10 protein-coding genes are annotated in these 12,638 nt (G+C 68.1%); 9 read left to right on the top strand and 1 reads right to left on the bottom strand.

Features of this window, described 5'->3' with window-relative positions:
* Nucleotide 1 precedes the first annotated feature (1 nt).
* From ABN034_RS15800 to mshC, 5 genes are all read left to right on the top strand, one after another.
* Nucleotides 2–847 carry an undecaprenyl-diphosphate phosphatase gene (locus ABN034_RS15800; protein WP_349328521.1) on the top strand — a complete coding sequence of 282 codons (846 nt, stop codon included), beginning with the start codon at nt 2–4 and terminating at the stop codon, nt 845–847.
* A gap of 31 nt (nt 848–878) precedes the next feature.
* Nucleotides 879–1,604, top strand: a complete 726-nt coding sequence (locus ABN034_RS15795; protein ID WP_349691760.1) for a histidine phosphatase family protein — start codon at nt 879–881, stop codon at nt 1,602–1,604.
* A 99-nt stretch (nt 1,605–1,703) separates the two neighbouring features.
* Nucleotides 1,704–2,276 (top strand): DUF3090 family protein, encoded by a 573-nt coding sequence (locus ABN034_RS15790; protein ID WP_349328523.1) that lies wholly within the window; start codon nt 1,704–1,706, stop codon nt 2,274–2,276.
* A gap of 28 nt (nt 2,277–2,304) precedes the next feature.
* Nucleotides 2,305–3,105 carry an SCO1664 family protein gene (locus tag ABN034_RS15785; protein WP_349691759.1) on the top strand — a complete coding sequence of 267 codons (801 nt, stop codon included), beginning with the start codon at nt 2,305–2,307 and terminating at the stop codon, nt 3,103–3,105.
* 34 nt (nt 3,106–3,139) lie between these two features.
* Entirely contained in the window at nt 3,140–4,366 is a 1,227-nt protein-coding gene (mshC, locus tag ABN034_RS15780) for a cysteine--1-D-myo-inosityl 2-amino-2-deoxy-alpha-D-glucopyranoside ligase (protein ID WP_349691758.1), read from the top strand.
* A 95-nt stretch (nt 4,367–4,461) separates the two neighbouring features.
* On the opposite strand, the gene ABN034_RS15775 is transcribed toward mshC, so the two are convergent.
* The gene (locus ABN034_RS15775) at nt 4,462–5,313 is read right to left on the bottom strand and encodes a PAC2 family protein (RefSeq protein ID WP_349328526.1); all 852 of its coding nucleotides are present in this window, start codon (nt 5,311–5,313) and stop codon (nt 4,462–4,464) included.
* A 206-nt stretch (nt 5,314–5,519) separates the two neighbouring features.
* Here ABN034_RS15775 and metH point away from each other — a divergent pair, with 206 nt between their 5' ends.
* The 4 genes from metH to ABN034_RS15755 all read left to right on the top strand — a co-directional run bounded on the left by metH (nt 5,520) and on the right by ABN034_RS15755 (nt 12,637).
* A complete protein-coding gene (metH, locus tag ABN034_RS15770; RefSeq protein WP_349691757.1) occupies nt 5,520–9,026 on the top strand; it encodes a methionine synthase in 3,507 nt (1,168 codons plus the stop codon).
* Between the two features lie 44 nt (nt 9,027–9,070).
* Nucleotides 9,071–9,667, top strand: coding sequence for a TetR/AcrR family transcriptional regulator (locus ABN034_RS15765; RefSeq protein WP_349691756.1), 597 nt, complete (start codon nt 9,071–9,073; stop codon nt 9,665–9,667).
* Nucleotides 9,668–9,857: 190 nt separating this feature from the next.
* A complete protein-coding gene (locus tag ABN034_RS15760) occupies nt 9,858–11,477 on the top strand; it encodes an ABC transporter substrate-binding protein (protein ID WP_349691755.1) in 1,620 nt (539 codons plus the stop codon).
* A 131-nt stretch (nt 11,478–11,608) separates the two neighbouring features.
* Nucleotides 11,609–12,637, top strand: coding sequence for an ABC transporter permease (locus ABN034_RS15755; protein ID WP_349691754.1), 1,029 nt, complete (start codon nt 11,609–11,611; stop codon nt 12,635–12,637).
* The last annotated feature ends 1 nt before the right edge of the window (nt 12,638 follow it).

Raw genomic sequence — 12,638 nt, 5'->3', positions numbered from 1 at the left:
CGTGGAACAGGTCCACACGGTCGGCTGGCTGGGCGCCCTGGTCTTCGGGCTCCTGCAGGGGCTGACTGAGTTCCTGCCGATCTCGTCGAGCGCGCACCTTCGGATCGCCGGCGCGTTGGTGCCCGGTTGGGGCGACCCAGGTGCGGCGTTCACGGCGGTGATCCAACTCGGCACGGAGACCGCCGTCGTCGTCTACTTCCGCCGGGAGATCTGGGCGATCATCCGCACCTGGACCGTGGCGCTGTTCCAGCCGGCGCTGCGACGGCACCCCGACGCCCGGATGGGGTGGTACATCATCGTCGGCACGCTGCCGATCGGGATCATGGGCTATCTGTTCCAGGACACCATCGAGACGGCGTTGCGGTCCCTGGTCTATGTCGGGATCACGTTGATCGCGTTCGGCCTCATTCTCGGGATCGTGGACGCCAAGGCCGCCAACCGCAAGCCGCTGACCCGGCTGACGTTCCCGCAGGCCCTTCTCTTCGGGTGCGCACAGGCGCTGGCGCTGATCCCCGGCGTCTCCCGGTCCGGCGGCACGATCACGGCCGGGCTGCTCATGGGCTTCACCCGGGAGGCCGCGCTGAAATACTCCTTCCTGCTCGCGATCCCCGCGGTCTTCGCCTCCGGGTTCCTCGAGGTCCTCGACATCGGCGGCGAGACGGCGCCGGCGTGGGGTCCGACGATCCTGGCGACCGTGGTCAGCTTCGCGGTCGGCTACTTCGTGATCGCGTTCCTCATGCGCTACATCTCCACCCACGACTTCCGGCCGTTCGTGGTCTACCGAGCGCTGCTCGGCGCCGGGGTGCTCACCCTGCTGGCGTTCGGCGTCCTCATGCCGTACGGCTGATCGGCGCAGCGACCTCGTAGGCTCGGGAGTCATGGCCACGTTGTTCCTCGTCCGGCACGGACGCACCCAAGCCAACGCCGACGGTGTCCTCGCCGGCTGGACCGCCGGCGTCGGCCTCGACGACGTCGGACGCAAGCAGGCTGAGAATCTCGGCGGCCGGTTCGGGACGATCCCCGTGAGAGGCCTTGTCACGAGCCCTCTCGATCGCTGCCAACAGACCGCCGAGGCCGTGACCGCGCTGGACGGGCGCCCGGAGGCGGTCGTCGACGAGCGCCTGGGCGAGGTCCGCTACGGCGACTGGCAGGGGCAGCCGCTGAAGAAGTTGGCGAAGGACCCGCTGTGGAAGGTCGTCCAGCAGCACCCGAGTGGTGTGACGTTCCCGGGCGAGGGGGGCGAATCGCTGCGTTCGATGGCCGACCGCGCGGTGTCCGCAGTGCGGGAATGGGACGCCCGGATCGAAGCCGAGCACGGTCCCGACGCCATCTGGGTGGCGGTGAGCCACGGCGACGTGATCAAGGCGATCGTCGCCGATGCGTTGGGCGTCCATCTCGACCAGTTCCAGCGGATCGTGATCGATCCCTGTTCGGTCAGCGTCGTACGTTATGCGCCACTCCAGACCTTCGTCGTCCGCGTCAACGACACCGGAAGTGACCTTGCCGCACTGGTGCCTCCGCGTCGTCGCCGGCGTCGCTCCCGACGCGGGGCGGGCGACAGCGACGCGGCCGTCGGTGGTGGCGCGGGAAGTGGCGGCAGCTGACGGGCGGACGCCCGCGATTTCGGGCAACGGCGTGGCCGCTGACTCGACTGCGTAGACCCTGAACACGGTCGACACACGAACCGCGTAGGGTTTCTAGGTATGGCCCGTGTCGTTCACCTTCACGACGCTCCTCATCGGTTCGTCGCCGGCACCGTCGGACAGCCCGGCCAACGGACCTTCTTCCTGCAGGCGCGTTCGGAGGACCTCCTCACCACCGTCGCGGTGGAGAAGGAACAGGTCACCGTCCTCGCCGAGCGCGTCGACGCGATGCTGGACGAGGTCCTGCGCCTCACCGGTGGCAGCGCCGTCATCCCGGCGGTCGCCCCGCAGGAGCTGTCTGATGACGAGCCGTTGGAGCAACCGATCGTCGAGGAGTTCCGGGTGGGCACCCTGCGTCTGGCCTGGGACAGCGAGCAGGAACGCGTCATCATCGAGGCGTACGAAGTGACCGAGGAGGAGGCCGACCCGCCGCCCCCGGTCGACGAGGAGCCGGAGGCCGAAGGCCCCGAGACCCTTGTCGTACGCATCACCGGTGCGCAGGCTCGGGCGTTCGTCCAGCGGGCGATGGCCGTGGTGTCGCAGGGCCGGCCGCCGTGCCCGTTCTGCGGCAACCCGCTCGACCCCGAGGGCCATCTGTGCCCGCGGCTCAACGGCTTCCGGCGTTCGGCCTGAAACGCGGACCGGATCCGGACTGACCGACGTGGACCTCCTGCCAGAGAGCACCGACACCCTCCAGTTGCTTCGTCGTGGCCGGATCGAGGTCGAGGGTCGGCTGGTGTCGGCGTCCAATGCGACGTTCTACTGCTCGATCAGCCTTGACGGCGTCACGGTCGCGGGGGTCTACAAACCTGTCCGTGGTGAGCGTCCGCTCTGGGATTTCGCCCACGGCAGCCTGGCGCGCCGCGAGGTGGCGACCTACCTCTTCTCGGCCGCCTCCGGCTGGGACCTCGTGCCACCCACCGTGCTGCGGGACGGGCCGTTCGGCGAGGGCATGTGCCAGCTGTGGATCGAGCACGACCCTGACCATGGCGTGGTCGACATCGTCCCCCGCGGAGCGGTCCCCGACGGCTGGAGGACGGTGCTGGAGGCGTACGACGGCGACGGCGACGAAGTACTCCTCATCCACGCCGACCACGACCAGCTCCGGCGGATCGCGATCGTCGACACGATCGTCAACAACGCCGACCGCAAGGGCGGGCACGTCCTGCTGGCCGAGGACGGGCACGTGTTCGGTATCGACCACGGTCTGTGTTTCCACGAGGACGACAAGCTGCGCACGGTGCTGTGGGGGTGGGCGGGCGAGCCACTGCCTCAGGCCGATCTCGACGTTCTCGAACGCCTCGGCTGCGAACTCGACGGGCAGGTGGGTCGCTCCCTGTCAGAGCTCCTGGAGGCCCACGAGATCGCCGCCCTTCGGGCCCGGCTGGCCCGGCTGCACCGGCAGGGTCGCCTGCCCCAACCCGGCGACGGGTGGCCGTCCGTCCCCTGGCCGGTGTTCTGAGCCGACTTGGCAGCGACCGCTAGGCTCGGATCTCATGAAGGCCTGGGCCGCGCCGGAGGTGCGTCGACTACCTGGAGCGGGTCAGATTCCGCTCCTCCACGACCAGGGGAGCGGCGAGCGGCGGATCAGCGCCAGCGGCGACCGAGCGCGGATGTACGTCTGCGGCATCACGCCGTACGACTCCACCCACGTCGGTCACACCGCCACCTACGTCGCGTTCGACCTGCTGGGGCGGGCCTGGCGCGACGCGGGTCTCACGGTCAGATACGTCCAGAACGTCACCGACATCGACGATCCCCTGCTCGAACGTGCGGAACAGACCGGCGAGGACTGGCGGGACCTTGCCGCCCGGCAGACGGACCTGTTCCGCGAGGACCTGACGGCGCTCCGGGTGATCCCGCCGGCGGAGTTCGTCGGCGCGGTGGAGTCGATCCCTCTCGTGGCGGCCACCGTCGAACGGCTGCGGGACAGTGGCGTGGCCTACGACGTGGACGGAGACCTCTACTTCGAGGTGGGCGCCGACCCGAGGTTCGGTCAGGTGTCGCACCTTTCGCGCGAGGAGATGCGTTCGCTCTCGGCCGAGCGGGGTGGCGATCCGGATCGGCCCGGCAAGCGTGATCCTCTCGACTGCCTGCTCTGGCGCCACGAACGCCCGGGCGAACCGGCGTGGGACTCCGGTCTGGGCCGCGGGCGACCGGGCTGGCACGTCGAATGCGCGGCCATCGCGCTGGAGCACCTGGGGACGGGCTTCGACGTCCAGGGCGGTGGCTCCGACCTGATCTTCCCGCACCATGAGATGTGCGCCTCTGAGGCCCAGGTGCTCACGGGCCGTGTGCCCTTCGCCCAGGTGTACGCCTACCAGGGCATGGTCGGGCTCGACGGCGAGAAGATGTCGAAGTCCAAGGGAAACCTCGTGTTCTCCTCGCGGCTGCGGGCCGAAGGCGTCGACCCGATGGCGATCCGGCTCACCGTTCTGTCCCACCACTACCGCGACGACTGGGAGTGGACTCCCGAGGGACTGAGCGCGGCCGAGCAACGCCTCGACCGGTGGCGGACCGCGGTGGACCGGGCGAGCGGCGCCGACGCCGGCAAGGTGGTGGATGGGCTCCGCGAGGCGTTGGCGGCCGACCTTGACGCGCCGGCCGCTCTCGCCGTGGTCGACGCGTGGGCCGACGCCACCCTGGCCGACGCCGGCCCTGACACCGGGGCGCCGGATCTCGTCCGGGACGCTGTGGATGCCCTTCTGGGCGTGCGGCTCTGACCCGAGCCCGGCGAGCCCGGCGAGCCCGGCGGGACCGGCGTACCTGCGTGTCCGCGGAGTGGGCTGCGGATCCGGCCTGTGCCGTGGATCCGGGCCTACTCGGCGCCGCGTTCGGGGCGGCGGCGCAGGTACCGTTCGAACTCCTTGGCGATCGCCTCGCCGGTGGCCTCCGGCAGGTCGGCGGCGTCGCGGGCCTGCTCCAACGAGCGGACGTACTCCGACACCTCGGTGTCATCACGGGCGAGGTCGTCGACTCCGCGTTCCCACGCCCGGGCATCTTCGGGCAGGTCACCGAGGGGCACCGCCACGTCGAGGAGGTCCTCCACCTTGCGCAGGAGGGCAAGCGTCGCCTTGGGGCACGGTGGCTGTGCGACATAGTGCGGTACCGCTGCCCAGAACGACACCGCCGGCATGGACGCACGCAGGCAACCGTCCTGGAGGACGCCAAGGACGCCGGTCGGACCCTCGTACTTCGAGATCGTGAGCCCAAGCGCGTCGGCCAACTCGGGATCGGTGGCGCTGGCGGTGACCGGAATGGGGCGGGTGTGCGGGCTGTCGGCCAGCAGAGCGCCGAGGAGGACACACATCTCGACCCCCACCGTGTCCGCGACTGCCAGGATCTCGTCGCAGAACTGCCGCCACCGCATGTTCGGCTCGATACCGCGGACGAGGACCAGGTCACGCGGCGCGTCAGGCGGCGTGGCCACGAGGACGCGCGTGGTCGGCCAGGTGATGGTGCGTACGCCGTTGTCGAGGTGGACCGTCGGCCGGTTGACCTGGAAGTCGTAGTAGTCGTCGGCGTCGAGCGTGGCGATGGTCCGTGCCTTCCACACCCTCGCGAGATGGTCGAGGGTGGCACTCGCGGCGTCGGCGGCGTCGTTCCATCCCTCGAAGGCGGCGAGCAAGACAGGATCCTGCAGCTGGAGCGAGCCTTCGAGCTCGGTCACGTAGATCGTCCTCCTCCGCGCCGGGCGCCCTCGCCCGCTCGACCGCGTGCCACCTCCGCAAGCCTACGTGTACGCCCTGTGCCGCCGGCCGCAACCTGCCGTACCCGGAACTGGACACTCGTCTCGGAGCGCAAGAGAGCGGTCCAGAAGGTGGACCCGCTGGGTGCGCTGAAGATTTTCGTCCCCGCACCCCGAGGAGCTTCCTGGTGACCGGCACCGCCCGCAGTATCCGCCCTTTCCGCCTGGCGCTCGCAGAACGCGTCCTTGTGGCGGATGGCGCGATGGGCACGATGTTGCAGGCCCATGAGCCCACCCTGGACGACTTCGAAGGGCTCGAGGGCTGCAACGAGATCCTGAACGTCACCCGACCCGACATCGTCCGATCCGTCCATGACGCGTACTTCTCTGCAGGTGCTGACTGTGTGGAGACCAACACGTTCGGTGCCAACTTCGCCGCTCTGAACGAATACGACATCCCGCACCGTACGTACGAACTTTCCCAGGCCGGCGCCCGGCTGGCCCGGGAGTCAGCGGACGCACACGCGACGCCGGAGTACCCCCGGTGGGTGCTCGGCTCGCTCGGACCCGGCACCAAGCTCCCGAGCCTGGGGCATGTGGCGTTCGCCACGCTGCGTGACGCCTACCAGCAGAACGCCGCCGGCCTGATCGACGGCGGTGCCGACGCGTTGATCGTGGAGACGTGCCAGGACCTCCTGCAGGCCAAGGCGGCGATCCTTGGTGCGAAGCGGGCCATCGCGGCGGCCTCCGCTCGTGCCGACGAAGCGGTCGACGTACCGATCATCGTCTCGGTGACCGTCGAGACGACCGGCGCCATGCTCCTCGGCTCCGAGATCGGCGCGGCCCTGACCGCGTTGGAACCGCTGGGCATCGACGTGATCGGCCTCAACTGTGCGACCGGGCCGGCGGAGATGAGCGAGCACCTGCGCTACCTCGCCCAACACGCCCGGACTCCCTTGTCCTGCATGCCCAACGCCGGACTACCCGAGCTCACCGCCGACGGTGCGGCGTACCCGCTGACGGCGCCCGAACTCGCCGACGCCCACGAACAGTTCACGAAGGACTACGGACTGGCCCTCGTGGGCGGCTGCTGCGGTACGACGCCGGAGCACATCCGCCAGCTCGTCGAGCGGGTCCGAGGAAGAGCGGTGACGTCTCGCGAACCACGGTCCGAGCCGGGGATGTCGAGCCTCTACCAGCACGTGCCGTTCAGCCAGGACACGTCCTACCTCGCGATCGGTGAACGTACGAACGCCAACGGCAGCAAGGCGTTCCGCGAGGCGATGATCGACGGCCGCTGGGACGACTGTGTCGACATCGCCCGGGCACAGATCCGCGACGGTTCCCACGTGCTCGACCTCTGCGTCGACTACGTGGGACGCGACGGCGTGGCCGACATGCGCCAGGCCGGAGCGCGGCTCGCCACGGCGTCGACCCTGCCGATCATGCTCGACTCCACCGAGCCCGCGGTGATCGAGGCCGGCCTGGAGATGTTCGGCGGCCGCTGCGCGATCAACTCGGTCAACTTCGAAGACGGTGAGGGCCCGGAGAGCCGGTTCGCGCAGGTCATGCCGCTGGTGCGGGAGCACGGTGCCGCCGTCGTGGCCCTGACGATCGACGAGGAGGGACAGGCCCGCACGGCGGACACGAAGCTCGCCATCGCCGAGCGGCTGATCGAGACACTCACGCAGAAGTGGGGGATGGCCGAGAGTGACATCCTCGTCGACTGCCTGACGTTCACCCTGGCCACCGGGCAGGAGGACAGTCGCAAGGACGGCATCGAGACCATAGAGGCGATCCGTCGGCTGAAGGAGGCGCACCCTGACGTGCAGACCGTGCTCGGCCTGTCCAACATCTCGTTCGGACTCAACGCCGCGGCTCGCCAGGTGCTCAACTCGGTCTTCCTGCACGAGTGTGTGAAGGCCGGGCTCGACTCCGCGATCGTGCACGCGAGCAAGATCCTTCCCATCTCCCGGATCCCTGAAGAGCAACGTCAGGTCGCTCTCGACCTCGTCTACGACAAGCGCTCCGAGGGTTACGACCCACTGCAGAAGCTGCTGGAGCTCTTCTCCGGCGTGAAGGCGTCGGACGCCAAGGCGAGCCGGGCCGAGGAACTCGCCTCCCTGCCGCTCGGCGAACGGCTGCAGCGGCGCATCATCGACGGTGAGGCGAACGGCCTCGAAGACGACCTGCAAGCCGCACTTGACAGTGGTCGCGCCGCCCTGGAGATCGTCAACGACGAGTTGCTCGCCGGCATGAAGGTCGTCGGCGAGCTGTTCGGCAAGGGCGAGATGCAGCTGCCGTTCGTCCTCCAGTCGGCAGAGGTCATGAAGGCAGCTGTCGCGTTTCTCGAACCCCACATGGAGAAGACCGACGACGAAGGCAAGGGCACTATCGTGCTCGCCACCGTCAAGGGTGATGTCCATGACATCGGCAAGAACCTCGTCGACATCATCCTCACCAACAACGGCTACACCGTGGTCAACCTCGGTATCAAGCAGCCGATCAACCACATCCTCGACGCCGCGGAGGAACACCGCGCGGACGCGATCGGGATGTCCGGCCTGCTCGTGAAGAGCACGGTGATCATGAAGGAGAACCTCCAGGAGATCAACACTCGGGGTAGGGGTGACGACTGGCCGGTGCTGCTGGGTGGTGCCGCGCTGACCCGGGCCTACGTCGAGGAGGACCTCGCCGGCATGTACGACGGTGAGGTCCGCTATGCCCGCGACGCCTTCGAAGGGCTGCGCCTGATGGACGCCGTGATGGGCGTCAAGCGCGGCGTCCCCGGCGCGGCTCTCCCGGCCCTTCGGCAGCGACGGGTCAGGAGCGGGCAGTTGAAGGAGACGCCGCCAGAGGAGATGCCGGCCCGCTCCGATGTCTCGGTGAGCAACCCGGTGCCGGTTCCGCCGTTCTGGGGGGACCGGGTGGTGAAGGGCATCCCGCTCGCCGACTACGCCTCGATGATCGACGAACGTGCCCTCTTCCTCGGCCAGTGGGGCCTCAAGCCCGGCCGTGGCAAGGATGGCCTGTCCTACGACGAACTGGTGGAGACCGAAGGTCGTCCCCGGATGCGCGCCCTGCTGGACCGCGTCCAGACCGACAACCTGCTCGAGGCGGCGGTCGTCTACGGCTACTACCCCTGCGCGAGCAAGGGTGACGACCTGGTGGTCTTCGACGACGACGGGTCCGAGCGTTGCCGGTTCACCTTTCCGCGGCAGCGCAGGGACCGGCACCTGTGCCTGGCGGACTACTTCCGTCCGGAGGAGTCGGGAGAGCGGGACGTCGTCGGCTTCACCGTGGTGACCATCGGCTCGCGGATCAGCGAGGAGACGGCGAAGCTGTTCGAGGCCAACCACTACCGCGAGTACCTCGAGTTGCATGGGCTGTCCGTGCAGCTCGCCGAGGCCCTGGCGGAGTACTGGCACGCGCGGATCCGGAGCGAACTCGGCTACGCCGAGGAGGACAAGCGCGACGACGTGCAGGAGATGATCCACAAGCTCGGCTATCGGGGGGCGCGCTTCTCCCTTGGCTACGGCGCGTGTCCGGATCTGGAGGACCGAGCGAAGATCGTCGACCTGCTCGGGCCGGTGCGGATCGGCGTCAGCTTGTCGGAGGAGTTCCAACTCGATCCCGAGCAGTCGACCGACGCGATCGTCGTCCACCACCCTGAGGCCAACTACTTCAACACCTGAGCCCTGATGCAACAAGCTGACACTTTGTGCCAGGATTGTCAGCTGTGTCCGCGCCCCACGGCTCTGTCGCCACCGCCCGACGGGAGCAGATCCTCGACTCCGCTCTCCGCTGCTTCGCCCGCTACGGCTATCGGCGTACGTCCATGGACACGATCGCCCGGACGGCACGGTTGTCCCGTCCTGCGTTGTACCAGTACTTCACCGGCAAGGAGGAGGTCTTCCGGGCGATGGGCGTACGCCTGCTCGATTCCGCCCTCACCGGTGCCGAGCGCGCCCGCGGGTCGGCCGCCCCGGTGGGCGAGCGGTTGTCAGCCATCCTCATGGTGCGGCTCGACCTGGTCGGCCAGCTCGGCGGGGACGACGAGGCCCACCGTGAGCTGCTGGCGGAGACCGCGAGCGTGGCCGGCGACCTCATGGCGTCGTTCCACCTGCGGTTGGTCGCGATCGTGGAGGAGTTGCTCGCCACGGCGACCGAGGGGCTCGACTTCGACGGGGTGGGGATCACCGCACATGACGTGGCGGTCATCCTCCTCGACGCCGTGACCGGCATCGAGCGGGAGTCCGCCGCGGCGGTCGTCAGGCAGTCCAGGGTGCGGCAGCTGGTGGAGCTGGTCGTCCGCGCCCTCAGCACCAACCGATAGCGGTCAGCGACTACACGACTGCGCTGCGGAGCCGTTGCGCAGGATGGCGGCCCTCGGCAGCGGTCCGCCGCGATTCGTTGCCCAATTGCGACTCTGCCCGCACGGTCCGGACATTCCGGTCCCGGCCACGTACAGCTATCGTGCGGGGCGGACCGCAACCCGGCCAATCCGTTGACGACTGAGGTGGAATATGCGACCAAGCACCAGCCGTAGGGTCAAGGCGCTGGCGGCGGGCAGCACCCTGCTGCTCGCCCTTGCCGCGTGTGGTGGTGGCGACGACGGGGGCACCGATTCAGGCAGCGAGTCGGCCGAAGACAAAGCCCCCTTGGTGTTTGGGACAACCGATGCCTTCGGCACGGTCGACCCGGCGGGTTCGTACGACAACCCGGGTTGGGAAATCCTCTACAACACCGCGCAAACCCTCCTGTCCATTCCTCCGGGCGGGACGACACCAGAGCCGGACGCGGCGCAGAAATGCGACTTCAGTGATCCGAAGACCTACACCTGCACGCTGAAGAAGGACCTCACCTTCTCCGATGGCAGCCCACTGACCGCCGAGGACGTGAAGTTCACCTTCGACCGGATGCTGAAGATCGCCGATCCCAACGGCCCGTCGAGCATCTTCGCCGACCAGCTCGACTCGACCGAGGTCAAGGACCCGCAGACCGTGGTGTTCCACCTCAAGTTCGCCGACTCCACCTGGCCGTTCCGGCTGACCACCGGCGCCGCGTCGATCGTGCCGGACGAGAAGTACCCCGGCGACAAGCTGCAGGAGATGGGCAACGACACCATCATCGGCTCGGGCGTCTACAAGGTCACGAAGTTCGACCCCTCGCAGCAGATCGTCCTCGAACCCAACGAGAACTACTCCGGCGACAAGAAGCTCGCCAACGGCAAGGTCCTCGTCCAGATCTACAAGGACGAAGCGAGCCTCAAGAGCGCGGTCGAGAGTAATGAGGTGCAGGTGGCCTACCGGTCACTCGCCCCGACCCTGCTGAAGGACCTGGAGACCAACGGCGCCGACAAGGGCGTCAGTGTCGTGAAGGGCGACGGCACGGGAATCCAGTACCTCACCTTCAACACCAAGAAGGGCCCGTTCGCCAAGAAGGAAGTACGCCAGGCGGCCGCGGCCCTGCTCGACCGGCAGACCATCGCCACGCAGGTCTACAACGACACTGTGACCCCGCTCTACACGATGGTCCCCGAGGGGCTGCCCGGACACGACGAGGCGTTCAAGACCTCGTTCGGCGAGGAGCCCGATGCCGCCAAGGCCAAGAGCCTGCTCGAGGACGCCGGTGCGACGACTCCGGTCAAGGCGACGCTGTGGTACAGCCCGGACCACTACGGCGAGGCATCGGCGGACATGTTCTCCGAGATCGAGCGACAGCTCGAAGCCGGCGGACTGTTCGAGATCTCGCTGAAGTCGGCGGCCTGGGAGCAGTACAAGACCGACTACGCCGCCGGCGCCTACGACGGCTGGCAGCTGGGCTGGTACCCGGACTTCCCTGACACCGACAACTACCTCTCGCCGTTCTACGCCACGGAGAACTTCATCGGCGACGGCTACGGCTACTCCAACCCGAAGGTGGACGACCTGCTGACACAGGAGAAGTCCACCGCCGACCAGACCGAACGCGAGGCGCTGTTCAAGGAACTGCAGACCATCGCCGCCGAGGACGCACCGGTGATCCCGCTCTGGCAGGACAGCATGATCGCCGCTGTCCGTGACGGTGTCACCGGTGTCGAGGACACGTTCGACCCGCTCTACACCTTCCGGTTCTGGCTGGTCGACACGAGCAAGGCCGAGTAGTCGGCTCACCCTGGGCTCCGTCACCACGTGTCTCGGCACTTCGGTGATGGAGCCCTCGGTGTGCCCGGTGCTGGGCAACTGAGGCCACAGCAGACGAGATCGCTCCTGCTGACGAGAAAGGTGGCATGACGATGGCGGCCCGATCGGGCTCCCTGCGGAACTACCTCGTCGTACGCCTGCTCCTGGTGATCCCCAACGTGCTGGTGCTGTTGACGATGGTGTTCCTGCTGTTGCGGGTGGCGCCGGGTGACCCGATCTCGGCGGCGTTGGGCGGTCGCCTCCCTCCTGAGGAGCTTGCCCGCCGTCGCGAGGCCGCCGGATACGACCGGCCGCTCATCGTCCAGTACGCCGACTACATCAGCCAGGTCCTGCAAGGCGACTTCGGCACGACGGTGAGCGACAACCGGGCCGTCAGCACCATCCTGCTGGTCAACGGCGCGGCCACGTTGAGCCTCACCGTCGCGGCCGTACTCTTCGCGCTCGTGGTCGGCATCCCGCTCGGCCTGCTGGCCGCCCGCTATCGGAACTCCTGGCTGGACGTGGTGATCCGCCTCTTCGGGATCCTCACCTATGCCGCACCGGTGTTCTTCGTCGGGATCGTCGCCATCATCGTGTTCACGGGGAAGCTGGGGTTGTTGCCGTCCGGGCGCCAGGCCGGTCCGCTGGCACAGGCGACGATCGAACCGGTGACGAACATCTTCCTCCTCGACGCGGCTCTGGCCGGTGACTCGGAGGCATTTGTCGACGGGCTCCTCCACATCGTCTTACCGGCCGTGACGCTCGGACTTCTGCTGATGGGTGTCTTCGTACGCCTGATCCGGGTCAATGTCGCGCAGACGCTGCGCGACGACTACGTGGAGGCGGCGAGGGCACGTGGCATCGCGGAGCGGCGGGTCGTCCTCCACCATGCGTTCCGCAATGCGATGGTGCCCTTCATCACCGTCCTCGGGCTGCAGGTCGCGCTGCTGCTTGGTGGGGCGATCCTCACCGAGACGACGTTCAGCTGGCCTGGGATCGGCTCGGAGCTGGTCCGCTACATCAACGCCCGCGACTACGTCGCCGTCCAGGGCATCATGACCGTCTTCGCCTTGCTGGTGGTGGGGATCAGCGTGGTCATCGATGTCGTCAACGCGTTCATCGACCCGAGGGTGAGGTACTGAG

This window comes from Actinopolymorpha sp. B11F2 (assembly GCF_040195635.1).
Classification (GTDB): domain Bacteria; phylum Actinomycetota; class Actinomycetes; order Propionibacteriales; family Actinopolymorphaceae; genus Thermasporomyces.
Note: the sequence above shows the minus strand (reverse complement) of the source record. Positions and strands in the feature narration are given on the sequence as shown.